The following is a 26,652-nucleotide window of genomic DNA, read 5'->3' on the forward strand; positions in this document are numbered from 1 at the left end:
ACCAGCAGTGACCGTAATGCGCGTTTCTTCCTGATAAGAAGTCAATTATCCAGTCACGGTCGATCACCCTTTCGTGTGCTTTTCACGAGAATTCTCAAGCCACGCCTGCCGATCGCCGACAAAGGAGGCGTGAGTACCCTTGCGCACCCCACCATGACCCCCGCCCGTTCCGCCGAAGGGCCGATCCACGGCCCCGGCGACCTGGACCGCTTCTCGTACGCCGACCGGCCGACTCCGCCGGCGCCCCGCTGGGAGGGCGCCGAGTCCGACATCGCCCGGGTCGGTCGCAAGACCACCAGCAGCCGCGGTCGCGGTCTGCACGGCCAGCTGGTCCAGCAGCTCGGCCAGATGATCGTCTCCGGCGACCTCGGCGCCGACCGCCCGCTGGTGCCCGAGGAGATCGGCCAGCGCTTCGAGGTCTCCAGGACCGTCGTCCGCGAGTCGCTGCGCGTGCTGGAGGCCAAGGGCCTGGTCAGCGCTCGGCCGAACGTCGGCACCCGGGTCCGCCCGGTCGGCGACTGGAACCTGCTGGACCCGGACATCATCGAGTGGCGCGCCTTCGGACCGCAGCGGGACGAGCAGCGCCGGGAGCTCTTCGAGCTCCGCTGGGCGATCGAGCCGCTGGCCACCCGGCTCGCCGCCGGCCACGGCCGCGAGGACGTCCAGCAGCGCCTGGTCGAGCTGGTCGAGATCATGGGCCACGCCGCCTCCCAGGCCGACCTCTCCACCTACACCCGGGCCGACGCCGAGCTGCACGGCCTGATCCTCCAGATGGCCGGAAACCGGATGCTGGAGCACCTGTCCGGGATCGTCGCCTGCGCGCTGCAGGTCTCCGGCGGCCCGGCGATCTCCTGCGAGCGGCCCTCCGAGTCCTCGGTCGGCCTGCACGCCCGGCTGGTGGACGCGCTGGGCGCCGGCGACGGCACCGCGGGCGAGGCCGCGATGAGGGCGCTGCTCACCGTTCATCCCGAGATCGAGCCGTCCGTCCCCGCGCCCAGGGAGCACTGAACGGGCTGTTCTCCACGAGCGGAGGCGCCGGATGGCGGCGGCCCGCTCCCGCCAGGGCCCTCCGACCGCACCGCGCGGCGCAGCCGGAGGGCCTCCGCATGCCGTCGCCCGTCCGTCCGCCGCCCGGGGTCGGTGCCGGTGCCGGGGCCGGGATCGGGCCGGGATCGAGGCCGGGGAGCCCTTCGGGGCGGACCGCCGAAAGGCGGGCCCGGGAAAGCCGCCGGTGAGAGGCGGGCCCAGTTTCAGGCCTGTCCATGACAATAGTTTGCTCCGCGAGTGCGCGATGATGGAAGCGGCCCCCGGTCGCGGGCGCCGGATGGTGTGACCCGCGACACGAAGGCCATGCGTAACACTTGACGAGTAGCAGCGATGTGTCCTGAGCGGAAGCAGCTCCGGAATACTCCAACATGTCAGAATGCTGTGTTGGTCCGCGGCGCTGCTGCCGTCCTGCAAACCCAGTCCTCAAGCCCGAGTCGGTCGGAATCGACACCGCGCGTCCGGCGCGCGATCTCCTTCCCCGCCCGCTCGGGCGGCCGGTACGGGTTCGAGTCCACTCATCGTCCGAGAGGTTGTTCGTGTCGGCCAGCACATCCCGTTCGCTTCCCCCCGAGATCGCCGAGTCCGCGGCTCTGCTGGCGCTCATCGAGCGGGGCAAGGCCCAGGGGCAGATCGCCGGTGACGACGTGCGCCAGGCGTTCGAGGCGGACCAGATCCCGGTCACCAAGTGGAAGAACGTCATGCGCAGCCTCAATCAGGTGCTGATTGAGGAGGGCGTGGACCTCATGGTCAGCGCGGCCGAACCGGCCGGCGCCAAGCGCAAGAGCGTTGCCGCCAAGAGCCCCACCAAGCGCACCGCCACCAAGGCTGTCACCACCCGGACCCCGTCGGCCCCGACCAAGCCGCCGGTGCGGATCGCCCCCGGCGCCCCCGTCGCGGCTCCGGCCGTCGCCGCCGCCGCGGCCTCGGCTCCCACCGTCTCCGCCGAGATCACCGCCGAGGCGACGACCGGCGTCGTCACCGAGGTGAAGTCGGCCGCGAAGAAGGCCGCCCCGGCCAAGAAGGCCGCGGCCAAGAAGACCGCCGCGCCCGCCAAGAAGACCGCCGCCAAGAAGACGGCCGCCGGCAAGGGCGCCAAGGGCGACGAGGAGCTGCTCGGCGAGGAGGAGCTGCTCGAGGACGCCGCTCTGCCCGGCGACAAGGCCGAGGCCGAGGGCACCGGTCCGGAGGAGGAGTCGGAGGGCTTCGTCCTCTCCGACGACGACGAGGACGACGCGCCGGCCCAGCAGGTCGCCGTCGCCGGCGCCACCGCCGACCCGGTCAAGGACTACCTGAAGCAGATCGGCAAGGTCCCGCTGCTCAACGCCGAGCAGGAGGTCGAGCTCGCCAAGCGCATCGAGGCCGGCCTGTTCGCCGAGGACAAGCTCTCGGCCGCCGACAAGCTCGCCCCGAAGCTCAAGCGCGAGCTGGAGATCATCGCCGAGGACGGCCGCCGGGCCAAGAACCACCTGCTGGAGGCCAACCTCCGCCTGGTGGTCTCGCTGGCCAAGCGCTACACCGGTCGCGGCATGCTCTTCCTGGACCTGATCCAGGAGGGCAACCTCGGTCTGATCCGTGCGGTCGAGAAGTTCGACTACACCAAGGGCTACAAGTTCTCGACCTACGCCACCTGGTGGATCCGCCAGGCGATCACCCGCGCCATGGCCGACCAGGCCCGCACCATCCGCATCCCGGTGCACATGGTCGAGGTCATCAACAAGCTGGCCCGCGTCCAGCGCCAGATGCTCCAGGACCTGGGCCGCGAGCCCACCCCGGAGGAGCTGGCCAAGGAACTCGACATGACCCCCGAGAAGGTCATCGAGGTCCAGAAGTACGGTCGCGAGCCGATCTCCCTGCACACCCCGCTGGGCGAGGACGGCGACAGCGAGTTCGGTGACCTGATCGAGGACTCCGAGGCGGTCGTCCCGGCCGACGCGGTCTCGTTCACCCTGCTCCAGGAGCAGCTGCACTCGGTGCTGGACACCCTGTCCGAGCGCGAGGCGGGCGTGGTCTCGATGCGCTTCGGCCTGACCGACGGCCAGCCGAAGACGCTGGACGAGATCGGCAAGGTGTACGGGGTCACCCGTGAGCGCATCCGCCAGATCGAGTCGAAGACCATGTCGAAGCTGCGCCACCCGTCGCGCTCCCAGGTGCTGCGCGACTACCTGGACTGATCGACGGCAGTCGTTCCACACCGTTCCGCACGAAGGCCCGGAGCCGCACGGCTCCGGGCCTTCGTGGCTGTCCGGGCCCGAGTGCGTCAGCGTCCGGGTGGTGGTTGTCCCTCGTCCGGGTGGCGGGGTGGCGGGAAGCGGTCGCACCGTGTAGTCGGTCACCTACGCTATGCCGGTTGCCTGCTTCCGAGCCTCCTGGAGTCACGGTGCCGACCGAGCCGGACCGCACTGACCTGCCGACGCCCACCCCGTTCCCGGCGGACCTCGCCGACCGGGCCGATCCGGCCGCAGTCCGGGCGGGCCGCCGCCGCAGGGCCGCCGTGCTGGCGCTGATCGCCGCGGTGCCCGTCCCGCTGGTCGCCGTCGGTACCGCGGCGCCGGCCGAGGCGCAGCGCAGGGTGGTCGGCGGGACCGCGGCGAGCACCGCGGACCACCCGTGGATCGTGGCGCTGTCCAGTCGCCAGCAGTTCGGCGGCGGCCGTTCCGGCCAGTTCTGCGGGGGTGCGCTGGTCACCCCGACCAAGGTGGTGACGGCTGCGCACTGCTTCTACGACGAGTCCAGGGGTCGGGTGGAGCGGCCGGGCCTCAAGGTGATCGTCGGCCGGGACGACATGCGGAGCACGGCCGGCCGCGAGGTGGCGGTGCGGTCGGTCTGGATCCATCCCGACTACTCCTTCGCCGCCAACATGAACGACGTCGCGGTGCTCACCCTCGCCGAGTCCCAGGGCGCCCGGCCGGTGGTCGGACTGGTCGGCCAGGGCGAGACGGCACCGTACGCGGCCGGGACCACGACGCACGTGTACGGCTGGGGCGACACCACCGGGCGGGGTGACTACTCGCCCACGCTGCGTTGGGTGTCCGTGCCGATCGTGCCGGACCGCACCTGCGCGCAGGCCTACCCGGGAGGGCCGGACGGAAGGTTCGACGCCCGGGGCATGGTCTGCGCGGGCGAGGAGCGGGGCGGCAGGGACGCCTGCCAGGGCGACAGCGGCGGCCCGATGATCGTCGACGGTCGGCTGGTCGGCCTGGTGTCCTGGGGGACGGGCTGCGCCGAGGCGGCCCACCCCGGCGTCTACACCAGGGTGTCCTCGGTCGCGGACGCGGTGCGCGCGGTCCTGTGACCGCTCGCGGACGCGGTGTCGTGTCCGGCGCCATGGCCCTCGCCGTAGGTGAGCGGTCGATCACCTGCCGGCGCCGGAATCTGACGCCGCGTCGGCTTCACCGCCCGTGCGAGCCGGGCCGTCGGCGGGCCCGGGAAGGCGTGCCGGGTACAGCAGAGCCGGGGGGGGGGGGGGGGGGGGGGGGGGGGGGGGGCGGGGCGCGGGGCCGCGGGGGGGGGGGGGGGGGGCGGCGGGGGGCCCCGGGGGGGCGGGGGGGCCGGCGGGGGGGGGCCGGGGGCCGGCGGGGGCGGCGGGGGCGGGGGGGGGCCCGGGGGGGGGGGGGCGGCCCCCCCCCCCCGGGGCCCCCCCCCCCCGGGGGGCCCCCCCCCCCGGCTCACCGGTCGCGCGCGGTGCGCGACCGGACACAGCACGACGCCGGCTGCTGGTTTTGGCGCCCGGGATCAGCGCTCGTCGTCTGCGGCCGTGGCGACGGTCGTGGTCAGACGGCCACTCTCGTCCTGTATCTCCACGGCGATCTTCTTGAGCTCGGGCTCGAACTTCCGGCCGTGGTGGGCACAGAAGAGCAGCTCTCCGCCGCTGGCGAGTACGACGCGCAGGTAGGCCTGGGCGCCGCAGCGGTCGCAGCGGTCAGCCGCGGTGAGCGGGCTCGCAGGGGTCAGAACAGTAGTCACGTCGCCTCTTCTCTAGCTCGACGAGCTGTCGTACCAGGGTCAACATCCAACCAGGCCGAAAACGTTCCCGCTCGTGGCTTTTCTTCTCTGAGGATTCTGCTGTGTTGATGAGGACGTGCCCCGGGCGTCGGTGGTTCATGCGTGCCGAAATCCCGGGATCCGCCCGCCGCTCGAACGCCCGATCGGGATCGGGTGCGGCGTCCGCGTAGCATAATCCTCTGCCGGGTTGGAGCATAAGCCCCGCCCCGGGCCCCGGTAGCCTGCATAACGGCAGTTCCGGAGCCTGCGCCGGGCCCCACGATCCGCCAGGACCGGTGGTACCGGGAGGAGATGGCGCCCCCGGGGCCCGCGTCCGGGTGCGGTGCTTGTTCGCGCAGCGCGTACAAGCTGCGCGGGGCCGGCCCGCCGTGCTGTGCACCCGGTGCAGGGGATCGGGCACGCAGGGCGACGGGTGTCGGTGCGGCGTGCTGCACTGGCGTTTGGTCCGGATGCGTCCGGATGTGACCGATGAGACAGAACTTCACCGAGGAGAGTGCCGCGTGAGTGCCGAAACGACCGTGCCGTCCGCGCTGCTGGCCGGCGACGACGGTTCCAACTACACCGCGCGGCACCTGCTCGTCCTGGAGGGCCTGGAGGCGGTCCGCAAGCGCCCGGGCATGTACATCGGCTCGACCGACAGCCGCGGCCTGATGCACTGTCTCTGGGAGATCATCGACAACTCCGTCGACGAGGCGCTCGGCGGCTACTGCGACCGCATCGACGTCGTGCTGCACCCCGACTCCTCGGTCGAGGTCCGGGACAACGGGCGCGGTATCCCGGTCGACGTCGAGCCCAAGACCGGGCTGTCCGGCGTCGAGGTCGTGATGACCAAGCTGCACGCCGGCGGCAAGTTCGGCGGCGGCTCCTACGCGGCCTCCGGCGGTCTGCACGGTGTCGGCGCCTCGGTCGTCAACGCGCTCTCCGCCCGCCTCGACGTCGAGGTCGACCGCGGTGGGCACACCCACGCGATCAGCTTCCGCCGCGGCACCCCCGGCATCTTCACCGAGACCAGCCCGGACGCGCCCTTCGAGCCCGGCAACGGCCTGACCAGGGCCCGCAAGGTGCCCAAGACCCGCACCGGCACCCGGATCCGCTACTGGGCCGACCGGCAGATCTTCCTCAAGGACGCCAAGCTCTCCCTGGAGACGCTGCACAGCCGCGCCCGGCAGACCGCCTTCCTGGTCCCCGGCCTGACCATCGTGGTGCGTGACGAACGCCTCACCGAGAGCGAGCAGATCGAGGAGTCGCTCTTCCGCTACGACGGCGGCATCGCCGAGTTCTGCGAGTTCCTGGCCCCCGACAAGCCGGTCTGCGACGTGCTGCGGCTGCGCGGCGAGGGCACCTTCAAGGAGACCGTGCCGGTCCTGGACGACCTCGGCCACATGACCCCCACCGAGGTCACCCGCACCCTCGGCGTGGACATCGCGCTGCGCTGGGGCGCCGGTTACGACACCACCCTGCGCTCCTTCGTCAACATCATCGCCACCCCCAAGGGCGGCACCCACGTCACCGGTTTCGAGCGCTCGCTGGCCAAGACGGTCAACGAGGCGCTGCGCGCGAGCAAGCTGCTGCGCGTGGCCGAGGACGACATCACCAAGGACGACGCCACCGAGGGCCTCACCGCGGTGGTCACCGTCCGGCTCGCCGAGCCGCAGTTCGAGGGCCAGACCAAGGAGGTGCTCGGCACCTCGGCGGCCAACCGGATCGTCGCCGCCGTCGTCGCCAAGGAGCTCAAGGCCTTCCTCACCTCGGCCAAGAAGGACCAGAAGCTCCAGGCCAGGGCCGTGCTGGACAAGGTCGTCGCGGCCGCCCGCACCCGGGTCGCCGCCCGGCAGCACAAGGAGGCCCAGCGCCGGAAGACCGCGCTGGAGACCAGCTCGCTGCCCGCCAAGCTGGCCGACTGCCGCAGCGACGACGTCGACCGCAGCGAACTGTTCATCGTCGAGGGGGACTCCGCGCTCGGCACCGCCAAGCTCGCCCGCAACTCCGAGTTCCAGGCGCTGCTGCCGATCCGCGGCAAGATCCTCAACGTCCAGAAGGCCTCGGTGAGCGACATGCTCAAGAACGCCGAGTGCGCCGCGATCATCCAGGTGATAGGGGCCGGTTCCGGCCGCACCTTCGACATCGACCAGGCCCGCTACGGCCGGGTCATCTTCATGGCCGACGCCGACGTCGACGGCTCGCACATCCGCACCCTGCTGCTCACCCTCTTCCACCGCTACATGCGGCCGATGGTCGAGCAGGGCCGGGTCTTCGCCGCCGTGCCGCCGCTGCACCGGATCGAGCTCACCAACCCCAAGCGCGGCCAGGAGAAGTACCACTACACCTACTCCGACGCCGAACTGCGCTCCACGCTGCTGGAGTTCCAGCGCAAGGGGCAGCGCTGGAAGGAGCCGGTGCAGCGCTACAAGGGTCTGGGCGAGATGGATGCCGACCAGCTGGCCGAGACCACCATGGACCCGCGCCACCGCACGCTGCGCCGGATCAACCTGGGCGACCTGGAGCAGGCCGAGAGGATCTTCGACCTGCTGATGGGCAACGACGTCGCCCCGCGCAAGGAGTTCATCGTGGACTCGGCGGCCACCCTGGACCGCTCGCGCATCGACGCCTGACGCGGGCGCCCCGCGTGCGCCCGCGCGTCCCGTCCGGCCGGGCCTCCACCCGTGGGTGGAGGGCCGGCCGTTCGCGTTCCACCCGGGGTCCACCCCGGCTCCGATCAGCGGGAACGGGCGAATCCGTAGCGTCGGAGAGGTCAGCAACAAGCCTCTCCACGGGACGGAGTCGTCCGATGACCACCCTCACCAACCTGCTCGTGATCGCCGCGGTGCTGGTCCTGGTCGTCCGGCGCCAGATGCGCGTGCAGCGCCTGGACTCCGAGCGCCGCTTCTGGATCCTTCCGCTGATCCTGGGCGCGCTCGCGCTGCGGGACCCGCAGATCATCGACCACCGGCACGCCGTGCTGTCCGGGGGCCTGCTGGCCGCCGGGCTGGTCGCCGTGCTCGCGATGGGCTCCGTCTGGGGCTGGACCGTACGGCTCTGGCGGGCCGCGGACGGCTCGGTCATGCTCAAGGGCACCAAGGCCACGGTCGCCGCCTGGATCGGGATGCTCGCCATCCGGCTCGGCCTGTACGGGATCGGCGGGGCGCTGCACGTCCACCAGTCCGGCAGCTCCCTGATGCTCGGCATGGCGGTCCTGCTGCTGGTCCGCTCGCTCGTGGTGAACTGGAGGGCCCGGGCGCTGGAGCCCACGCCCCCCACCGCCCTCCTGCACTGAACCGCACCGATCCCGCCGCACCGACCCATCGCCGTGAGCACCGCCCTGAGCACCGAGGAGGCAGCCGTGGCCGGCTGGTACTGGACCCGCTGGCCGTCCCGCGAGGGGATGGACCGCGAGGCCGAGAGCCGGCCGCGGCGGGCCCTGACCGTGCTGGGCCGCATCGTGCTGGTGGCCACCGTCACCTGGGGGACCCTCGCCGACGGCAGGTACGCCGGCTGGGCGGCGGTGGCCGCGACGGCCGGACTGGTCGCGGCCTTCGGGCTCTGCGCGGCCTGGCTGCGCGCCACCCGGGAGCAGCGTGCGCTGCCCGCGTACCTGCTGACCGGGGCGCTGGTCGGCGCCGCTTGGCTGGCCAACACCGGTGGGGCGACCCTGCTCGCCGACGTGCTCTGGTACGGCCTGGCGGTGATGGCGCTGGTCCGGATGCCGCCCGCGCCCGGGCTGATCACCGCGGCGGCCTCGCTGGCCTCGTACGCGGCGGTGACCACGTCGAGCTGGCTCAGCATCGCGGCCACCGTCGGCGGGATCACCCTGCTCGGCTACCTGCTGCGGCTGGACATCGAGGCGCGCGGCACCTCCCGCCGGCTGCTCGCCCAGGAGCGGGCCGCCCGGGCCGCCGAGGCGGAGAGCGCGGCGCTCGCCGAACGGGCCAGGATCGCCCGGGAGATCCACGACGTGCTCGCCCACAGCCTGTCCGCGCAGCTCGTCCACCTGGAGGCGGCCCGCCTGATGCTGGACGCCGGGACGGACCGCGAGCAGATCCGCGAACGGGTCGTCGCCGCACGGCGGATGGCGCAGGACGGGCTGGCCGAGACCCGGCAGGCGCTGTCCGCGCTGCGCGGGGAGTTCACCCCGGTCGGGGAGTTCCTGGTCGAGCTGGCAGGGCGGGAGCGCGCCGAGCTCACCGTCACCGGCACGCCCCGGCCGCTCGCCGCCGAGGCCGCCCTCGCGGTGCGGCGCACCGCGCAGGAGGCGGTGACCAACGTCCGCAAGCACGCGGCCGGCGCCCGCTGCTCCGTCCGACTGCGCTACCTGGAGGGGGTGGTGGAGCTGGAGGTGCGCAACGCCCGGCCGCCGCGCGGCCCGTCCGAGGACCGGCCGCAGCCGGGGGAGTTGGCCGACAGCGGCAGTGGGTACGGTCTGCTGGGAATGCGCGAACGCGCGGAACTGCTCGGCGGCACGCTGCTGGCGGGCCCGGAGGACGGAGGGTGGCGCGTGCTGCTGCGGGTGCCGGCATGACGGCGGCGGGGGCGACCAGGGTGCTGGTCGCGGACGACCAGACGGTGGTGCGCGAGGGCATCGTGATGCTGCTGGGGCTGCTGCCCGGCATCGAGGTGGTCGGTGCGGCGGGGGACGGGGAGGAGGCAGTCGCCCTGGTGGAGCGTCATCACCCGGACGTGGTGCTGATGGATCTGCGGATGCCGCGCTGCGACGGCGTCGAGGCGACCCGGCGGATCCGCGCCGCGCACCCGGAGACCGAGGTGGTGGTGCTCACCACCTACGCCGACGACGACTCGCTGTTCCCGGCGCTCCAGGCAGGGGCCCGCGGCTACCTCACCAAGGACGCCGGCGCCGAGGAGATCGCGAGGGCCATCGCGGACGTCCGCTCGGGCGCGGCCGGGCTCTCCCCGCAGGTCCAACTCCGCCTGCTGGAAAGGCTTTCGGAGCAGCCGACCGGCTCCGGGAAGACCGCCGAGCGGCCCGCGGCGCGGCCGGGGGAGCTGCCCGACGGGCTGACCGTCCGGGAGGCCGAGGTGCTGGCGCTGATCGCCGAGGGGCTGTCCAACGCCGAGATCGCCCGGCGGCTGTTCGTCAGCCCGGCGACCGTGAAGACCCACATCAACAACCTGTTCGCCAAGACGGCGGTGCGGGACCGGGCGCAGGCGGTCGCCTACGCCTTCCGACACGGAATCACCGGGACGCAGCAGTAGTCGGATGAGTGTCTGTCGGATGATCGATCACCTCATCGAGTGAACGTATCTGCGATGGTCAGGGGCGCTGTCCGGGGGCCGCCATCATGGTTCGGGTCAGAACATCCGGCCGTCCAGGAGCAGCAGTGCCACAGCAGCAGACGAGCAGTCCCGGACCGGGACAGCAATTCGACTGGTGGGCCGCTCCGGCCGCCGGCACCCCCGTTGAGTCCGCCGAGCCATCGGCCGCGCACCGCCGGACGGCGGTACCGGCGCAGTCGGGCCCCGACCGTACGGACCACGCCCGTACGGCCCAGTCGGCAGAGGCCGTCGTCGGGTCAGTGGCCGTCGGCGCACCGGTCCACGGGGCCGCCGACGAGCCGTTCGCCCAGACCACCCCCGACGACCGGAAGTCACCGGCCGTACCGCACCCGCCACTTGACGAGGAGCCGGTCGCCGACCGCACCGAGGTCTACCGGGCGGTCCAGGCCAGCGACACGTTCCGGCAGATCCGCCGCAGCTACCGGACCTTCGTCTTCCCGATCACCAGCGCCTTCCTCGCCTGGTACCTGCTGTTCGTCGCCGCCCAGGCCGGAGCCCCCGACCTGATGCGCAGGACGGTGGCCGGTCCGCTCAACGTGGCCTGGCTGCTGGGCCTGCTGCAGTTCGCCTCGACCTTCCTGCTCACCTGGCTCTACGCCCGCAACTCCCGGACCAAGCGCGACCGCGCCGCCCTGGGCCTGCGCTGGGACACCCAGGACCAACTGCGATGACGACCGTGATGCCCACCATGCCCACCGACGCCGCCGTGGCCGCCGTACGGACCGCGGTACGCACCGCGGTGACGACCGCCACCCCGCCGCCCGTCGCCCCCACCGGCGACCACCACTCGCTCGCGATCGCGCTGTTCGCCGTCGTCGTCCTGGTCACCCTGGGGGTCACCCTCTGGGTCGGCCGCCAGGGCAACGCCGCCGAGGACTTCTTCGCCGGCGGCCGCGACTTCACCCCGCTGCAGAACGGCTTCGCGCTCTCCGGGGACTACCTCTCCGCCGCCTCCTTCCTGGGCGTCGCCGGGCTGATCGCGCTGTACGGCTACGACGGCGTGCTCTACAGCATCGGCTTCCTGGTCGCCTGGCTGGTGGTGCTGATGCTGGTCGCCGAACTCGTCCGCAACGCCGGCCGGTACACCCTTGCCGACGTGCTCGCGCTGAGGCTGCGCCGCCGCAGGGTGCGCGCCGCGGCCGGCGGCGCCAGCGTCGTGGTCACCCTGCTCTACCTGGTGGCCCAGATGGTCGGCGCCGGCTCGCTGGTCGCCCTGCTGCTCGGCACCGGCAGTCCGCACGCCCGCACCTGGACCATCATCGCCGTCGGCGCCCTGATGATCGTCTACGTCACCATCGGCGGGATGCGGGCCACCACCTGGATCCAGATCATCAAGGCCTTCCTGTTGACCGGCGGTTCGGTCCTGCTCACCGTGCTGCTGGTGGTCCGCTTCCACGGGGACCTCGGCGAGCTGATGCGCCAGGCCGCCCAGCACAGCGGCGCCGGGCACCGCTACCTGGAGCCCGGGCTCAAGTACGGCGGCAGCCTCACCAGCCGGCTGGACTTCGTCAGCCTCGGCCTCGGCCTGGTGCTCGGCACCGCCGGCCTCCCGCACATCCTGTCCCGCTTCTACACGGTGCCCACCGCGCGGGCCGCCCGCCGCTCCACGATGTGGGCGATCGGTCTGGTCGGCAGCTTCTACCTGATGGCGATCGTGCTCGGCCTCGGTGCCACCGCGCTGATCGGCTCGGCCGAGGTGCGGCACGCCAACTCGGCCGGGAACACCGCCGTTCCGCTGCTCGCCCTGACGCTCGGCGGCGGCAACGGCAGCACCGGTGGGGTGGTGCTGTTCGCGCTGATCTCGGCGATTGCCTTCGCCACCATCCTCGCGGTGGTCGCCGGGCTGACCCTGGCCTCCTCGGCCGCGTTCGCCCACGACATCTGGGCCGGCGCCTGGCGCGCCCGGCCGGGGCGCGAGCAGACGCAGGACGGCCACGGGCGGCGCCGCCGCGGCGAGGCCGTCCCGTCCTCCCGGGCGGCGAAGGAGTCGGTGTCCGAGGTCAGCGAGCAGCAGGAGGTGGTGGTCGCCCGGATCGCCGCCGCCGGGATCGGTGCGACGGCGATCGTGATCAGCCTCTTCGCCCAGCAGCTGAACGTCGCCTTCCTGGTCGGCCTGGCCTTCGCCGTCGCCGCCTCGTCCAACCTGCCGGTGCTGCTGTACAGCCTGTTCTGGTCGCGGTTCACCGCGCGCGGCGCGGTCTGGGCGGTGTACGGCGGGCTGATCCCGGCGATCGCGCTGGTGATCTTCTCGCCGGTGGTGTCCGGTTCCGCCGAGGCGCTGTTCCCGGGCGTCGACTTCCACTGGTTCCCGCTGGAGAACCCGGGCATCGTCTCCATCCCGCTCGGCTTCCTGGCCGGCTGGATCGGGACGGTCACCTCGTCCGAGCCCGCCGACCCGGACCGGTTCGCCGAGCTGGAGGTACGTGCCCTCACCGGTGCGGGCGCGGCCTGAGCCGTCGCGCCCGGGGAACCCCGGCGGGCCTGGGGCCGCCGGGGTTCCCCCCTGTCCGGCCCCCTGTCCGGCCCCCTGTCCGGCCCCCTGTCCGGCCCCCTGTCCGGCCCCCTGTCCGGCCCCCTGTCCGGCCCCGGGCCGGAACCGGGGGCGCCTCAGGCCCGGGCCGCCGGCGCGTAGCGGTGCTCCGGGCGGCCGGTGTCGCCGTACCGCAGGGTCAGCCGCAGCCGGCTGTCCCGCTCCAGCTGCTTGAGGTAGCGCTGCGCGGTGGACCGGCTCAGCCCGGTGGCCTCGGCGACCTCCTGGGCGGAGAGCGGCCGGCCGGCCCGGCGCAGCACGCCCATCACCAGGTCGGTGGTGGGCGCCGAGTGGCCCTTGGGGAGCGTTCCGGCCGGGGCGGCGGCGCTGCGCAGGGTCGCGAACAGCCGGTCCACCTCGTCCTGGCCGGCCTCCCTGGCCGGGGCGGCGAGCGCGTGCCGCAGCTGTGCGTACGCCACCAGCTTCTCCCGCAGTCCGGCGAAGGTGAACGGCTTGACCAGGTACTGGAGCGCGCCGTGCTGCATCGCGGCGTGCACCGTCGACACGTCCCGGGCGGCCGTCACCATCATCACGTCGCAGGCCACCTGGCGGTCCCGCAGGCGGCGCACCAGGGCCAGGCCGGTCTCGTCGGGCAGGTGGTGGTCGAGCAGCAGCAGGTCCACCGGGCGGCGCTCCACGGCGGCCAGTGCCTCCCCGGCCGAGTGCGCGGTGCCGGTCACCCGGAAGCCCGGGACCTTCGCCACGTACGCGGCGTGCACGTCCGCGACCCGGAAGTCGTCGTCCACCACGAGTACGTCGATCATCATGCCTCCACGAGCCGAGTGGTGAGCAGGGCCTCGGGCAGCTCGACGGTGAAGCGGGCGCCGCCGAGCGGCCCGCCGTCGAGCACGATCCGGCCGCCGGTCCGTTCGACCAGCCGCCGCACCATCGCCAGCCCCAGCCCGCGCGGACGGTGCGCGGGCGCGTCCTTGCTGGTCCACCCCTCTTCGAAGACCTGCTCGCGCAGTTCCTCCGGCACCCCCGGGCCGCTGTCCGCGACCTGCAGCAGCAGGGTCGGGCCGGCCGCGGCCAGGCTCACCTCCACCCGGCCCCCGCCGCCCGCGGCCAGCGCGTCCACCGCGTTGTCGATCAGGTTGCCGAGCACCGTGACCAGTGCCCGGGCGTCCACCACGGCGTCCGGCAGGTGCGCCGCCGGGGCCAGCGCCAGCCGTACCCCGCGCTCGCCCGCCACCGCGGTCTTGCCCGCCAGCAGTGCGGCCACGTGCGGGTCCTGCACCTGCTCGGCGATCCGCGCGGCGACCACCGCGTGCGAGCCGGACTGCTCCGAGATGAACGCCACCGCCTGCTCGTGGCGGCCCAGCTCCAGCAGGCCCAGCAGGGTGTGCATCCGGTTGGCGTGCTCGTGGTCCTGGGCCCGCAGGGCCTCGGTGAGGCTGCGGGTGGTGTCCAACTCGCGGACCAGCGACTCCAGTTCGGTGCGGTCGCGGAGGGTCACCACCGCGCCTCCCTCGGGCGTGGCCATCCGGTTCACCACCAGGACGCGGTCGTCCCGGACGGCCGGCAGGTCGGTGCCGGGGATCCGTCCGGCGAGCACGTCCGCCAGCCGGCCGGGCGGCAGCACCGCGCCGATCGGGCGGCCGGCGCAGTCCTCGGGCAGGCCGAGCAGCCGCAGGGCCTCGTCGTTGGCCAGCCGGATCCGGCCGCGCTCGTCCAGCGCGACCATGCCCTCGCGGATGCCGTGCAGCATCGCCTCCCGCTCCACCAGCAGCGCGGAGATGTCGGCCAACGCGATGTTGTGGGTGCGGCGCTTGAGGCGGCGGGCGAGGAGCAGGGTGGCGATCGTTCCGGCGGTCAGGCCGGCGGCCGCGCACAGCAGGATCCCGGTGAGCATCGTCAGCAGCCGGCGGCGGATCGAGTCGTCGCTGATGCCGACCGACACCTCGCCGACGATCCGGCCGTCCGCCATCCGCAGCGGCACCTTGCCGCGGGCGGTGCGGCCCAGGGTGCCCTCCTGGATGGCGGTGACGCTGCGGCCGCTGAGGGCCGGCTCCGGGTCGGTGCTGACCCGCTGGCCGATCCGGCCCGGGTCGGTGTGCGAGAGCCGGATGCCGTCCAGGTCGGTGACCACCACGAAGCTGGCGCCGGTGGCCAGCCGGATCTGCTCGGCGTTGCGCTGCGCGGCCACCACGTCGCGGGCGGCGGCGGCCCGGGCGATGCTCTCGTCGGTGGCGGTGGCCTGGGCGATCGACAGCGCCCGCTGCATCGCGTCGTGGTCCAGCTCGCTGCTGACCGGGGCCAGGAACAGCCCGGCGGTCACGGCGGTGACCCCGACGGTGACGACGGTCTGGCTCAGCAGCAGCTGGGCGAAGACCCGGCGGGGTCCGCGGGGGAGCTTCATCCGGGCCTCCTCTCGGCGGCTGCGGGGGATCGGGCGTCCTCGGAGGGCGGTCGGGGGCGCCGGTGGGTGGGTCGGGACACCCTATGTTTCCGGGGCGTTTCTGTCAGCCGCGTCCCCGCAGTTGTAGCGGAAGCAAAACGAGCAGAACACCCCTCTATGCGGAGAAGTCGCACTACGCGAAGAAGGCTCCCGCCGGGGCCGGGCCCGCTCCTACCTTTCCGGGGCAGGCACAGACCCCGGAGGATGGACATGAGCAACACCCCGGCGATCGAGCTGACCGGCGCGACCAAACGGTTCCGCACCCCGTCCGGGGCGCTGCACACCGCCGTCCGCGATCTCGATCTGACCGTCGCCCAAGGCGAGTTCGTCGCCGTCGTCGGCCCCACAGGCTGCGGCAAGTCCACCACGCTGACCCTGGTCAGCGGCTTGGAGGAGCCCACCGAGGGCGAGGTCAGGGTGTACGGCGAGCCCGTGCGCGGGATCGACCCCAAGGTCGGCTTCGTCTTCCAGCAGGACGCCGTCTTCCCCTGGCGCACCGTCCTGTCCAACGTGACGGCCGGCCCGCGCTTCCGCGGCGTGCCCGCCGCCGAGGCCAGGGAGCGGGCCCGGGACTGGCTCGGCCGGGTCGGCCTGGCCGCGTTCGAGGACCGCTACCCGCACCAGCTGTCCGGCGGCATGCGCAAGCGCGTCGCGCTCGCCCAGACCTTCGTCAACGACCCGGCGATCCTGCTGATGGACGAGCCGTTCTCGGCGCTGGACGTGCAGACCAGGGCGCTGATGTCGGACCAGCTGCTGGAGCTGTGGGCCGGTACGGGCTCGTCCGTCGTCTTCGTCACCCACGACCTGGACGAGGCCATCGCGCTCGCCGACCGGGTCGTCGTCATGACGGCCGGCCCCGCCACCGTCAAGGAGGTCTTCACCGTCGACCTGCCGCGCCCGCGCACCGTGGAGGCCGTCCGGCTGGAGCCGAGGTTCGTCGAGCTGTACCGCGAGATCTGGGCCTCGCTCGGCGAAGAGGTGCGCATCACCAGGGAGAGAGGAGCGGGTCGTGCCGCTTGAGACCGAGTCCGCGTCCGCATCCGAGTCCGTGCCGGCCGGCGCCGGGAAACCCACGGCCGTCACGACGAGAACCGAGGCCCGCGAACGGGCCGCCCGCCAACGGAAGTCGCTCGTCCACGGCGCCCGGGCCGCGGTGCTGCTCGCCTTCCTCGGACTGTGGGAGGTCTGCGCCCGTACGGACGTCATCGACCCGTTCAACTTCTCCCAGCCGTCGAGGATCTGGGACCAGATATGGCAGTGGATCACCCACGGCACCGCCCAGGGCTCGCTCGGCGAGCAGATCGGCTACACCCTCTACGAGGCCCTCACCGGCTGGGTGATCGGCGTCGTCGGCGGTGTGCTGCTGGGCATCGCGCTCGGCCGGATCCGCTTCCTGGCCGACGTGTTCGGGCCGTACATCAAGGTGCTCAACGCCATCCCGCGGATCGTGCTCGCGCCGATCTTCCTGATCTGGTTCGGCCTGGGCCCGGCCTCCAAGGTCGCCTCCGCGGTGGTGCTGGTGTTCTTCCCGGTGTTCTTCAACGCCTTCCAGGGCGCCCGCGAGGTGGACCGCAACCTCGTCGCCAACGCCCGCATCCTCGGCGCCGACAACCGCAGGGTCACCCTCCAGGTGGTCATCCCCGCCGCCACCACCTGGATCTTCACCAGCCTGCACGTCAGCTTCGGCTTCGCGCTGATCGGCGCCATCGTCGGCGAGTACATCGGCGCCACCAAGGGCCTCGGCCTGCTCGTCGCGGCCGCCCAGGGCACCTTCAACGCCGCGGGCGTGTACGCGGCCATGACCATCCTCGCCGTCGTCGCGCTGCTCACCGAGGGGCTGCTGACCTTCGCCGAGAAGAAGCTGTTCCGCTGGAAGCCCGCCGACGCGGGCGACGGCCGCTGAACTCCCCCTGCCAGAACCGAGAAAGAGGCCCCCACCCATGCGCCCCAACCCGACCGGCAGAGCAGCCGCGGCCGCCCTCGCCGCCGTCCTGCTCCTCCCGCTCTCCGCCTGCGCCAACGACGCCGCCACCGCCGGCCACGGAGCCGTCGCTGCCCCCGCCGGGCAGCAGGTCGACGGGCCCAAGGTCAAGATCATGGTCGGTGGCCTGGACAAGGTCATCTACCTGCCCGCGATGCTCACCCAGCGGCTCGGCTTCTTCGCCGAGGCCGGCGTCAACGTCGAGCTGATGACCGAGCCCGCCGGCGTCAACGCCACCACCGCGCTGCTCGCCGGGGACGTCCAGGGCGCCGTCGGCTTCTACGACCACACCATCGACCTCCAGGCCAAGGGCAAGAAGGTCGAGTCCGTGGTGCAGTTCGCCCAGGCGCCCGGCGAGGTCGAGGTGGTCTCCGCCAAGCAGGCCGACGCGATCAGGTCCGGCGCCGACTTCAAGGGCAGGAAGCTCGGTGTCACCAGCATCGGCTCCTCGACCGACTTCCTCACCAAGTACCTCGCGGTCAAGAACGGCACCGCCGTCAGCGAGTTCAGCCCGATCGCGGTCGGCGCCGGCCAGACCTTCATCGCCGCGCTCCAGCAGGGCAGCATCGACGCCGGGATGACCACCGACCCGACCGTCGCCGCCGTCCTGGACAAGGGCCTCGGCAAGGTCCTCTACGACATGCGCACCCCCGAGGGCTCGCGCGAGGCGCTCGGCGGCCTCTACCCGTCCTCGTCGCTGTACATGAACACCGACTGGGTGGAGAAGAACAGGGACACCACCCAGAAGCTCGCCGACGCCTTCGTGAAGACCCTGAAGTGGATGGCCACCCACAGCCCCGAGGAGATCGCCGCGAAGATGCCCGCCGACTACGCGCAGGGCGGCGCCGAACAGTACGCGGCGGCGATCAAGGCGACGCTGCCGATGTTCACCACGGACGGCGTGATGCCGGCCGACGGGCCGAAGACCGTGCTCGCGGTGCTCGCCGCGTTCCACCCGGACGTCAAGGGCAAGGAGGGGTCGATCGACCTGGCGAAGACGTACACCACGGAGTTCGTCGCCAAGGCCGCGGGCTGACACCCCGGCGGCCACGGCTCCGGCCGCAGCGGTCCCGCGCTCACCCCCACGGGCGCGGGGCCGCTCGTCACAGGCCCCGGACCGACAGCACCTCCATCCGGGAGGGCGTCCCCGCCGCCTTGCCGCAACTCTCCGGACGCGCCGGCTCGCTGACCGTCTCGATCACGTCCACCTCCCAGGACCGCCCGTCCCGGTGCAGCACCGTCACCAGCCAGCGGCCCTCGCCGTCCGGCCGCTGGGTGAGCGTCAGCACGTCCATCCCCGTCTCGCCGGTGGCCAGCCGCACCGCGTGCTCGGCCGCCTGGCCCGGACGCTCCCAGCCCGAGCAGCCGCGCGACCACTCCGGCACCGTGTGCCCGGCCGCCGTCGCCGCCAGCACCTCCTTGGCGGTCTCCGGCGTCAGCCGCCCGTACGCGTAGCCGTACGGCAGCACCAGCATGGTGGGGGAGAAGCGGTGCCCGCCCAGGTGGGTGACCTCCCACACCTCGCTGTGCCCGGCCGCGGCCAGCTCCGCCGCGAGCGGACGGCCCAGCAGCGCGCAGCAGCGGTCCCGGCGCCCGTTGGTGCACACCAGGGCCACCGGGCCGCCGACGTGCTCCGCCCCGAAACCGGTGTGGTCACCGGCGCCCAGCGCCGCGAAATCCAGCTCCAGCAGCTCCGCCGGATCCGTCACCCCCGCCCGGCGCACCCAGCCGCGGCCGGGCACGGTGTGTGCCACCAGCACCTCGTGGCGCGCGGTCGGCAGGCAGTCGGCGTGCCGCCCGGGCCGGCGGATCAGCGCCACCCGCACGCCCGTCCCGGCCGCTGCCGCCTCCAGCGCCCGCCCGACCGCGGCGTCCAGGTGGCTCTCGCCCAGCGCCTTCGCGCCCCACGGTCCGTTCTGCTCCACCAGCAGCCAGGTGGTGGCCACCGCCGCCGTCGCGGCCAGCGGCTCCGAAAGTTCACGCGACACGGTCGCACAGGTGCTCACTTGGGCAAGGCTACCCTCACCTGATCACCCCCACGTGAACACCCGAAGGCGGCCCTCACCCGCCGCGCCACCGCCTCCTGGCGGAGCACGGAGAGGGCCGGGAGGCCGCCGGGACTCGTCCGGCAGCGGCAGGTGGACCCGGTCGGTGCCGAGCACCGCGACCTCGCGGAAGACGGGTCCGCACTCCCGGCCGGACGGGCACGACAAAGCGGAGGGGTACCGGACGACTTCCGGTACCCCTCCGCCCAAGCGAGGGCGAGAGCCGCTACGCCGGGCCGGCGACCACCGCGATCGGGGTGGTGACCGGAGTGCCGGAGCCGTCGCGGCGCGGGTCACGCTCGGGCAGCTCGACCGGGGCGCCCTTGGCGGTGGCGGCACGGGCCGGGGCGGCACCGGCCCAGGCGAAGGCCAGGCCGTCCTCACCGCGCAGGAAGCGCTGGCAGCGCACACCACCGGTGGCACGGCCCTTGCGCGGGTACTGCTCGAACGGGGTGACCTTCCAGGTCGTCTGCTCGCCGTCGGACAGCGTGCCCGTGGCCGTGGCCACCGAGACCACCACCGCGTCCGCCGCCGGATCCACCGCCGTGAAGGACAGCACCCGGGCGCCGTCCGACAGCTTGATGCCCGCCATGCCGCCCGCCGGACGGCCCTGCGGACGCACCTGGCCCGCCGGGTAGCGCAGCAGCTGGGCGTCCGAGGCGATGAAGACCAGGTCCTCCTCGCCGGTGCGCAGTTCGACCGCGCCCACCAGCTCGTCACCCTCCCTGAGGGCGATCACCTCGAACTCGTCCTTGTTCGCCGGCCACTCCGGCACCACCCGCTTCACCACGCCCTGCAGCGTGCCCAGCGCCAGCCCCGGCGAGGACTCGTCCAGCGTGGTCAGCGCCAGCACCCGCTCCCCGGCCTCCAGCCGCAGGAACTCGCCCACCGCGGCCCCGCCCGCCAGCGTCGGCGACGGCGTCGGAGGCAGCGCCGGCAGGTCGATCACCGGCAGCCGCAGCACCCGGCCCGCGGACGTCACCACACCCACGTCCGCCCGCGCCGTCGCGTGCACCGCCGACACGATCACGTCGTGCTTCGCCCGCTTCTCCGACACCTCGAACGGCTCGCCGTCCGTCGTCCGCGCCAGCAGCCCCGTCGACGACAGCAGCACCCGGCACGGGTCGTCCGCGACCTCCAGCGGCACCGCCAGCGCCGCCGACGGAACCGCCCCCGCCTCCAGCAGCACCGTGCGCCGCTCCGTGCCGAACTGCTTCGCCACCGCGCCCAGTTCGGACGACACCACACTGCGCAGCTTGGTGTCCGACTCCAGGATCTCGGTCAGCTCCGCGATCTCCGTGGTCAGCTTCGCCTTCTCCTGCTCCAGCTCCACCCGGTCGAAGCGGGTCAGCCGCCGCAGCGGGGTGTCCAGGATGTACGCCGTCTGCGTCTCCGACAGCGAGAAGCGCTCCATCAGGCGCTCCTTCGCCTGCTGCGCGTTGTCACTCGACCGGATGATCGCGATGACCTCGTCGATGTCGAGCAGCGCCACCAGCAGGCCCTCGACCAGGTGCAGCCGCTCCTCGCGCTTGCGGCGGCGGAAGTCACTGCGCCGGCGCACCACGGTGAAGCGGTGGTCGACGTAGACCTCCAGCAGCTCCTTCAGCCCCAGCGTCAGCGGCTGCCCGTCCACCAGCGCCACGTTGTTGATGCCGAAGGTCTCCTCCATCGGCGTCAGCTTGTACAGCTGCTCCAGCAGCGCCTCCGGCACGAAGCCGTTCTTCACCTCGATGACCAGCCGCAGCCCGTGCTCGCGGTCGGTCAGGTCCTTGACGTCCGCGATGCCCTGGAGCTTCTTCGCGTTGACCAGGTCCTTGATCTTCGAGATGACCTTCTCCGGGCCGACGTTGTACGGCAGCTCGGTGACCACGATGCCCTTGCGGCGGGCCGTCACCGCCTCCACCGACGTCGTCGCCCGGATCTTGAAGGTGCCGCGGCCCGACTCGTACGCGTCCCGGATGCCCGACAGGCCCACGACCCGTCCACCGGTCGGCAGGTCCGGACCGGGCACGAACCGCATCAGCGTGTCCAGGTCCGCGTTCGGGTGCTTGATCAGGTGCCGGGCCGCGGCCACCACCTCGGACAGGTTGTGCGGCGGCATGTTCGTCGCCATGCCCACCGCGATGCCCGTGGCGCCGTTCACCAGCAGGTTCGGGAACGCGGCCGGCAGCGCCAGCGGCTCCTGCTCGCTGCCGTCGTAGTTCGGACCGAAGTCGACGGTGTCCTCGTGGATCGACTCCACCATCGCCATCGACGCGGCCGTCAGCCGCGACTCGGTGTAGCGCATCGCGGCCGGCGGGTCGTCGTTGCCCAGCGAACCGAAGTTGCCGTGCCCGTCGATCAGCGGCAGCCGCATCGAGAACGGCTGCGCCATGCGCACCACCGAGTCGTAGATGGACGCGTCACCGTGCGGGTGCAGCCGGCCCATCACCTCGCCCACCACGCGGGCGCACTTCACGTGCGCGCGGTCCGGGCGCAGGCCCATCTCGTTGGCCTGGTACAGGATGCGGCGGTGCACCGGCTTCAGGCCGTCCCGCGCGTCGGGCAGCGCACGCGAGTAGATCACCGAGTAGGCGTACTCCAGGAAGGAGCCCTGCATCTCGTCCACGACGTCGACGTCGAGGATCCGCTCCTCGAAGTCTCCGGGCGGCGGGGTCTGCGAACTGCGGCGGGCCATCGCGGCGGGGCTCCCTTACGTGTCGCTGGCTGTGTCTCGGTCCGTCTCGGCCGGCCGCCGCGCGCCGTGGGGCGAACGTCGGCCGTCTCCTCGCCGCCCCAGCCGCCGGACCCGTCAACCGGGCACCGTCGACAGGGCGCGGCGCCCCCATTGTGGACCCTCGGGCCGACACTCCCGGTCAGCGGCCCTCTTCCGCCCCTGGCGAACGCCCCCCTCCGCGCGGACACGAACACGGCTCTCGCGCGTTGCACCACAATGGGGGACGCCACATGAACCCCCGACATCGACGACGGGAAGGACCCGAGCGCATGGCCAACCCGGCCCCCGCCTCCAGCCGAGGCATCGCCATCACCGAGCACCGCCTGGCCAACGGCCTGCGCGTCGTCCTCTCCGAGGACCACCTCACCCCGGTCGCCGCCGTCTGCCTCTGGTACGACGTGGGCTCCCGCCACGAGGTCAAGGGCCGCACCGGCCTCGCCCACCTCTTCGAGCACCTGATGTTCCAGGGCTCGGCCAACGTCTCCAACAACGGGCACTTCGAGCTCGTCCAGGGCGCCGGCGGCTCGCTCAACGGCACCACCAGCTTCGAGCGCACCAACTACTTCGAGACCATGCCCGCCCACCAGCTGGAGCTCGCCCTCTGGCTGGAGGCCGACCGAATGGGCTCGCTGCTCGCCGCGCTCGACGAGACGTCCATGGAGAACCAGCGCGACGTCGTCAAGAACGAGCGCCGCCAGCGCTACGACAACGTCCCGTACGGCACCGCCTTCGAGAAGCTCACCGCGCTCTCCTTCCCCGACGGCCACCCGTACCACCACACCCCGATCGGCTCCATGGCCGACCTCGACGCGGCCACCCTGGAAGACGCCCGCGCGTTCTTCCGGACGTACTACGCGCCCAACAACGCCGTCCTGTCCATCGTCGGCGACATCGACCCCGAGCAGACCGTCGCCTGGGTCGAGAAGTACTTCGGCTCCATCCCCGCACACGACGGCAAGCAGCCGCCGCGCTCCGGCGAACTCCCCGAGACCATCGGCCGCGAGATCCGCGAGGAGATCCACGAGGACGTCCCCTCGCGCGCCCTGATGGCCGCCTACCGGCTCCCGCACGACGGCACCCGCGAGGCCGACGCCGCCGACCTCGCCCTCACCATCCTCGGCAGCGGCGAGTCCAGCCGCCTCTACAACCGGCTGGTCCGCCGCGACCGCACCGCCGTCGCCGCCGGCTTCGGCCTGCTGCGCCTGGCCGGCGCCCCCAGCCTCGGCTGGCTCGACGTCAAGACCTCCGGCGACGCCACCGTCGAGCAGATCGGCACCGCCGTCGACGAGGAGCTCGCCCGCTTCGCCGCCGAGGGCCCCACCGCCGAGGAACTCGAACGCGCCCAGGCCCAGATCGAGCGCGAGTGGCTCGACCGGCTCACCACCGTCGCCGGCCGTGCCGACGAACTGTGCCGCTTCGCCGTCCTGTTCGGCGACCCCAAGCTGCTCAACGACGCCCTCCCCAAGGTCCTCGACGTCACCGCCGAGGAGGTCCAGGCCATCGCCAAGGCCCGGCTCCACCCCGACAACCGGGCCGTCCTCGTCTACGAGCCCACCGCCGCCGAGACCGACGCCGCTTCCGAAGAGGAGGGTGCCGCCGTATGAGCACCGACTACGTCCCCGCCATGACCTTCCACCCGCAGCCCCAGCCGGGCACGCCCAGCCCCTGGGACTTCCCCGCCCCCGAGCGGGCCGCCCTCGGCAACGGCATCACCGTCCTGCACTGCCACCGGCCCGGCCAGCAGCTGGTCGCCGTCGAGGTGCTGCTCGACGCCCCGCTCGCCGCCGAGCCCGACGGTCTCGACGGCATCGCCGGCATCCTCGCCCGCGCCTTCAGCGAGGGCACCGACACCCTCAGCGCCGAGGAGTTCGCCGCCGAGCTGGAGCGCGCCGGCGCCACCCTCGACGCCCACGCCGACCACCCGTGCATCCGGATCTCCCTGGAGGTCCCCGCCTCCCGGCTCCAGCGCGGTCTGTCCCTGCTGGCGGACGCCCTGCGCGCCCCCGCCCTGCCCGAGGCGGAGATCGAGCGGCTGGTCGCCAACCGCCTGGACGAGATCGTCCACGAGCAGGCCAACCCCGCCCGGCGCGCCGCCAAGGCCCTGTACGCCGAGCTGTTCGACGCCGCCGACCGGCTCTCCCGGCCCCGCGCCGGCACCGCCGACACCGTCAAGTCGATCGACCGCGCGGCCGTCAAGGCCTTCTACGACGCCCACGTGCGCCCCGCGACCAGCACCGTCGTGGTCGTCGGCGACCTCACCGGCGTCGACCTGCCCGCGCTGCTGGAGAGCACCCTCGGCACCTGGACCGCGGCGGCCGCCGAGCCGTCCGCCCACGCCCCGGTCACCGGCGACGACCGCGGCCGCGTCGTCATCGTGGACCGCCCCGGCTCCGTCCAGACCCAGCTGCTCATCGGCCGGATCGGGCCCGACCGCCACGACCCGCTCTGGGCCGCCCAGATCCTCGGCACCTACTGCCTGGGCGGCACCCTCACCTCCCGCCTCGACCGCGTCCTGCGCGAGGAGAAGGGCTACACCTACGGCGTGCGGGCCTTCGCCCAGCCGCTGCGCTCGGCCGCCGACGGCAGCGGACGCGCGATGCTCGCCATCAGCGGCTCGGTGGACACCGCCTCCACCGCCCCCGCGCTGGCCGACACCTGGACCATCCTGCGCACCCTCGCCGCCGAGGGCCTCACCGACGCCGAGCGCGACGAGGCCGTGCAGTTCCTGGTCGGCGTCGCCCCGCTGAAGTACGAGACCGCGGGCTCGGTCGCCGGCACCCTGGCCGACCAGGTCGAGCAGCACCTGCCGGACGACTACCAGGCCGAGGTCTACCGGCAGCTCGCCGAACTGCCCACCGCCGCCGCCACCGAGGCGGTCGTCGCGGCCTTCCCGCCGGACCGCCTCGTCACCGTCCTGGTCGGCGACGCCGCCGTGATCGCCGACGACGTGCGGGCGCTCGGCATCGGCGAGGTCACCGTCGTCAGCTGATCCGTCCGTCGGATCCCCGTCCGGCCCGGTGGAGCACCCGCTCCGCCGGGCCGGACGCGTTGTTAAATCCGTTGCGGGCCGCCCCCGTTCCGTGGATAGATGTTCCCCGGCGCACAGCACGTGCGAACCGGCGACGAAGGAAGGGAGGCGGTCACCATGCGGGTCGAGCGAGTCATACGACGCTCCCCACGGCCGTATTCCCCCTGTCCCGTCGCCCTGGGCCGCTGAGCCCCACCCCCTGAACTTCCCCGAGCCGCGCCGGGATTCCACGCGCGGCAGCATCCTCACGTGAACTTCCCGACCTCTGGAGGTCGTTCGACCATGACGTACACCGAGGTGCCCGGCGTCCGGGTGCCGATCCGGATGTGGACCGACCCGGCGACGGTCGAGGGCCAGGCCCTGCAGCAGCTGCGCAACATCAGCTCCCTGCCCTGGCTGCACGGCCTCGCGGTGATGCCCGACGTCCACCTGGGCAAGGGCGCCACCGTCGGCTCCGTCATCGCCATGAAGGACGCGGTCTGCCCGGCGGCCGTCGGCGTCGACATCGGCTGCGGCATGAGCGCGGTGAAGACCTCGCTCACCGCCAAGGACCTCCCGGACGACCTCTCCGGCCTGCGCCGCGAGATCGAGCGGGCCATCCCGGTCGGCCGCGGCCTGCACACCGACCCGGTCGACCCGGCGAAGCTGCAGGGCTTCCGCGCGGCGGGCTGGGACGACTTCTGGCGGCGTTTCGACGGCATCGCGGAGGACGTCAGGTGGCGCCGCGAGCGGGCGATGCAGCAGATGGCCACGCTCGGCGGAGGAAATCACTTCATAGAACTGTGCGTCGATACGACTGATGCGGTCTGGCTGATGCTCCACTCCGGTTCCCGCAACATCGGCAAGGAGCTGGCCGAGCACCACATGAGCACCGCCCGCGCGTTGCCGCACAACCAGGGCCTGATCGACCAGGACCTGGCCGTCTTCCTCGGGAAGACCCCGGAGATGGCGGCCTACCGCCAGGACCTCTTCTGGGCGCAGGAGTACGCGAAGCACAACCGCGCGGTGATGATGGCGCTGTTCCAGGACGTCGTCCGGCGGGAGTTCACAAAGGCGGAGGTCGCCTTCGACGAGGTGATCAGCTGCCACCACAACTACGTGTCGGAGGAGCGGTACGACGGCGTCGACCTGCTGGTGACCCGCAAGGGCGCGATCCGGGCCGGCTCCGGGGACCTCGGGATCATCCCGGGTTCCATGGGGACGGGTTCCTACATCGTCCGCGGCCTGGGCAACGCGGCGTCGTTCAACTCCGCCTCGCACGGCGCTGGCCGCAAGATGAGCCGCAACGCGGCGAAGAAGCGGTTCACCACCCAGGACCTGGTCGAGCAGACCAAGGGCGTGGAGTGCCGCAAGGACGGCGGCGTGGTGGACGAGATCCCGGGTGCCTACAAGAACATCGAGAAGGTCATCGAGCAGCAGAAGGACCTCGTCGAGGTGGTCGCGCACCTCAAGCAGGTCGTCTGCGTGAAGGGCTGACCGAAAGCCGATCGGGGTGGGGCCCCCCGGGGGGGGGGCCCCCCCCCGGGGGGGGGGGGGGGGGGCGCCCCGCGGGGGGGGGGGGGGGGGGGCCCCCGGGGCCCCCGGGGGGGGGGGGGGGGGGGGGGGGCGGGGGGGTC

Annotated in this window: 20 protein-coding genes; 15 read left to right on the top strand and 5 right to left on the bottom strand. The window is 72.9% G+C overall.

The features are described from left to right. Positions 1 to 75: 75 nt before the first annotated feature. The 3 genes from ACGF0D_RS36900 (at position 76) to ACGF0D_RS36910 (ending at position 4,339) form a co-directional block, all read left to right on the top strand. Positions 76 to 1,008: a FadR/GntR family transcriptional regulator gene (locus ACGF0D_RS36900; protein WP_392883695.1), complete on the top strand. Its 933-nt coding sequence runs from the start codon at positions 76 to 78 to the stop codon at positions 1,006 to 1,008. Between the two features lie 569 nt (positions 1,009 to 1,577). Further along, entirely contained in the window at positions 1,578 to 3,218 is a 1,641-nt protein-coding gene (locus ACGF0D_RS36905) for an RNA polymerase sigma factor (RefSeq protein ID WP_392883696.1), read from the top strand. A 320-nt stretch (positions 3,219 to 3,538) separates the two neighbouring features. After that, positions 3,539 to 4,339: a S1 family peptidase gene (locus ACGF0D_RS36910; RefSeq protein ID WP_392883752.1), complete on the top strand. Its 801-nt coding sequence runs from the start codon at positions 3,539 to 3,541 to the stop codon at positions 4,337 to 4,339. Positions 4,340 to 4,779: 440 nt separating this feature from the next. Here the strand turns inward: ACGF0D_RS36910 and ACGF0D_RS36915 are convergent, their stop codons facing one another. Beyond that, positions 4,780 to 5,010: a hypothetical protein gene (locus ACGF0D_RS36915; protein WP_392883697.1), complete on the bottom strand. Its 231-nt coding sequence runs from the start codon at positions 5,008 to 5,010 to the stop codon at positions 4,780 to 4,782. Positions 5,011 to 5,549: 539 nt separating this feature from the next. On the opposite strand from ACGF0D_RS36915, the gene ACGF0D_RS36920 reads away from it, so the two are divergent. From ACGF0D_RS36920 to ACGF0D_RS36945, 6 genes are all read left to right on the top strand, one after another. After that, positions 5,550 to 7,661 carry a type IIA DNA topoisomerase subunit B gene (locus tag ACGF0D_RS36920; protein ID WP_392923921.1) on the top strand — a complete coding sequence of 704 codons (2,112 nt, stop codon included), beginning with the start codon at positions 5,550 to 5,552 and terminating at the stop codon, positions 7,659 to 7,661. 176 nt (positions 7,662 to 7,837) lie between these two features. After that, entirely contained in the window at positions 7,838 to 8,323 is a 486-nt protein-coding gene (locus ACGF0D_RS36925) for a DUF1453 domain-containing protein (protein WP_392923924.1), read from the top strand. Between the two features lie 108 nt (positions 8,324 to 8,431). Beyond that, positions 8,432 to 9,565: a sensor histidine kinase gene (locus ACGF0D_RS36930; RefSeq protein WP_392883754.1), complete on the top strand. Its 1,134-nt coding sequence runs from the start codon at positions 8,432 to 8,434 to the stop codon at positions 9,563 to 9,565. Beyond that, the gene (locus tag ACGF0D_RS36935; protein ID WP_392883701.1) at positions 9,562 to 10,257 is read left to right on the top strand and encodes a response regulator; all 696 of its coding nucleotides are present in this window, start codon (positions 9,562 to 9,564) and stop codon (positions 10,255 to 10,257) included. Before ACGF0D_RS36930 ends, ACGF0D_RS36935 begins: the two co-directional genes overlap by 4 nt. A 125-nt stretch (positions 10,258 to 10,382) precedes the next feature. Continuing rightward, positions 10,383 to 11,009 carry a DUF485 domain-containing protein gene (locus ACGF0D_RS36940; RefSeq protein ID WP_392923926.1) on the top strand — a complete coding sequence of 209 codons (627 nt, stop codon included), beginning with the start codon at positions 10,383 to 10,385 and terminating at the stop codon, positions 11,007 to 11,009. Beyond that, the gene (locus ACGF0D_RS36945; RefSeq protein WP_392883704.1) at positions 11,006 to 12,790 is read left to right on the top strand and encodes a cation acetate symporter; all 1,785 of its coding nucleotides are present in this window, start codon (positions 11,006 to 11,008) and stop codon (positions 12,788 to 12,790) included. The genes ACGF0D_RS36940 and ACGF0D_RS36945 overlap by 4 nt, the downstream gene beginning before the upstream one ends. Before the next feature lie 155 nt (positions 12,791 to 12,945). On the opposite strand, the gene ACGF0D_RS36950 is transcribed toward ACGF0D_RS36945, so the two are convergent. Together ACGF0D_RS36950 and ACGF0D_RS36955 are read right to left on the bottom strand one after the other, a co-directional pair. After that, positions 12,946 to 13,632 (bottom strand): response regulator, encoded by a 687-nt coding sequence (locus ACGF0D_RS36950; protein ID WP_392923948.1) that lies wholly within the window; start codon positions 13,630 to 13,632, stop codon positions 12,946 to 12,948. Then, positions 13,632 to 15,227: an ATP-binding protein gene (locus ACGF0D_RS36955; RefSeq protein WP_392923928.1), complete on the bottom strand. Its 1,596-nt coding sequence runs from the start codon at positions 15,225 to 15,227 to the stop codon at positions 13,632 to 13,634. The genes ACGF0D_RS36950 and ACGF0D_RS36955 overlap by 1 nt, the downstream gene beginning before the upstream one ends. Before the next feature lie 249 nt (positions 15,228 to 15,476). Between ACGF0D_RS36955 and ACGF0D_RS36960 the strand changes: the two genes are divergently transcribed. Genes ACGF0D_RS36960 through ACGF0D_RS36970 form a run of 3 tightly spaced genes read left to right on the top strand, consistent with a single transcriptional unit; the run spans position 15,477 to position 18,283 of the window. Continuing rightward, positions 15,477 to 16,286, top strand: coding sequence for an ABC transporter ATP-binding protein (locus ACGF0D_RS36960; protein ID WP_392883708.1), 810 nt, complete (start codon positions 15,477 to 15,479; stop codon positions 16,284 to 16,286). Then, positions 16,276 to 17,169, top strand: coding sequence for an ABC transporter permease (locus ACGF0D_RS36965; RefSeq protein ID WP_392923931.1), 894 nt, complete (start codon positions 16,276 to 16,278; stop codon positions 17,167 to 17,169). Before ACGF0D_RS36960 ends, ACGF0D_RS36965 begins: the two co-directional genes overlap by 11 nt. Before the next feature lie 37 nt (positions 17,170 to 17,206). Next, complete coding sequence (locus tag ACGF0D_RS36970) at positions 17,207 to 18,283, top strand: ABC transporter substrate-binding protein (RefSeq protein ID WP_392923934.1); 1,077 nt, start codon at positions 17,207 to 17,209, stop codon at positions 18,281 to 18,283. 67 nt (positions 18,284 to 18,350) lie between these two features. Here the strand turns inward: ACGF0D_RS36970 and ACGF0D_RS36975 are convergent, their stop codons facing one another. Together ACGF0D_RS36975 and ACGF0D_RS36980 are read right to left on the bottom strand one after the other, a co-directional pair. Further along, positions 18,351 to 19,253: a sucrase ferredoxin gene (locus ACGF0D_RS36975; RefSeq protein ID WP_392883712.1), complete on the bottom strand. Its 903-nt coding sequence runs from the start codon at positions 19,251 to 19,253 to the stop codon at positions 18,351 to 18,353. A gap of 265 nt (positions 19,254 to 19,518) precedes the next feature. Continuing rightward, on the bottom strand, positions 19,519 to 21,969 hold the full coding sequence (locus ACGF0D_RS36980) for a DNA topoisomerase (ATP-hydrolyzing) subunit A (RefSeq protein WP_392923936.1): 2,451 nt from the start codon (positions 21,967 to 21,969) through the stop codon (positions 19,519 to 19,521). 308 nt (positions 21,970 to 22,277) lie between these two features. On the opposite strand from ACGF0D_RS36980, the gene ACGF0D_RS36985 reads away from it, so the two are divergent. From ACGF0D_RS36985 to ACGF0D_RS36995, 3 genes are all read left to right on the top strand, one after another. Next, the gene (locus tag ACGF0D_RS36985) at positions 22,278 to 23,612 is read left to right on the top strand and encodes a M16 family metallopeptidase (RefSeq protein ID WP_392923938.1); all 1,335 of its coding nucleotides are present in this window, start codon (positions 22,278 to 22,280) and stop codon (positions 23,610 to 23,612) included. Between the two features lie 20 nt (positions 23,613 to 23,632). Further along, positions 23,633 to 24,997 carry a M16 family metallopeptidase gene (locus ACGF0D_RS36990; protein WP_392923950.1) on the top strand — a complete coding sequence of 455 codons (1,365 nt, stop codon included), beginning with the start codon at positions 23,633 to 23,635 and terminating at the stop codon, positions 24,995 to 24,997. Positions 24,998 to 25,318: 321 nt separating this feature from the next. Then, positions 25,319 to 26,512, top strand: a complete 1,194-nt coding sequence (locus tag ACGF0D_RS36995) for an RtcB family protein (protein ID WP_392923940.1) — start codon at positions 25,319 to 25,321, stop codon at positions 26,510 to 26,512. Positions 26,513 to 26,652 lie beyond the last annotated feature (140 nt).

The organism is Kitasatospora sp. NPDC048298, from assembly GCF_043201465.1.
In the GTDB taxonomy this organism is placed as follows: domain Bacteria; phylum Actinomycetota; class Actinomycetes; order Streptomycetales; family Streptomycetaceae; genus Kitasatospora.

What these genes read in the sequence shown, in the direction of transcription:
- ACGF0D_RS36930 (WP_392883754.1), top strand. Translation starts at nt 8,432, where the DNA reads ATGGACCGCGAGGCCGAGAGCCGGCCGCGGCGGGCCCTGACCGTGCTG.
- ACGF0D_RS36980 (WP_392923936.1), bottom strand. Translation starts at nt 21,969, where the DNA reads ATGGCCCGCCGCAGTTCGCAGACCCCGCCGCCCGGAGACTTCGAGGAG.
- ACGF0D_RS36945 (WP_392883704.1), top strand. Translation starts at nt 11,006, where the DNA reads ATGACGACCGTGATGCCCACCATGCCCACCGACGCCGCCGTGGCCGCC.
- ACGF0D_RS36990 (WP_392923950.1), top strand. Translation starts at nt 23,633, where the DNA reads ATGACCTTCCACCCGCAGCCCCAGCCGGGCACGCCCAGCCCCTGGGAC.
- ACGF0D_RS36985 (WP_392923938.1), top strand. Translation starts at nt 22,278, where the DNA reads ATGGCCAACCCGGCCCCCGCCTCCAGCCGAGGCATCGCCATCACCGAG.
- ACGF0D_RS36925 (WP_392923924.1), top strand. Translation starts at nt 7,838, where the DNA reads ATGACCACCCTCACCAACCTGCTCGTGATCGCCGCGGTGCTGGTCCTG.
- ACGF0D_RS36955 (WP_392923928.1), bottom strand. Translation starts at nt 15,227, where the DNA reads ATGAAGCTCCCCCGCGGACCCCGCCGGGTCTTCGCCCAGCTGCTGCTG.
- ACGF0D_RS36960 (WP_392883708.1), top strand. Translation starts at nt 15,477, where the DNA reads ATGAGCAACACCCCGGCGATCGAGCTGACCGGCGCGACCAAACGGTTC.
- ACGF0D_RS36935 (WP_392883701.1), top strand. Translation starts at nt 9,562, where the DNA reads ATGACGGCGGCGGGGGCGACCAGGGTGCTGGTCGCGGACGACCAGACG.
- ACGF0D_RS36950 (WP_392923948.1), bottom strand. Translation starts at nt 13,632, where the DNA reads ATGATCGACGTACTCGTGGTGGACGACGACTTCCGGGTCGCGGACGTG.
- ACGF0D_RS36970 (WP_392923934.1), top strand. Translation starts at nt 17,207, where the DNA reads ATGCGCCCCAACCCGACCGGCAGAGCAGCCGCGGCCGCCCTCGCCGCC.
- ACGF0D_RS36995 (WP_392923940.1), top strand. Translation starts at nt 25,319, where the DNA reads ATGACGTACACCGAGGTGCCCGGCGTCCGGGTGCCGATCCGGATGTGG.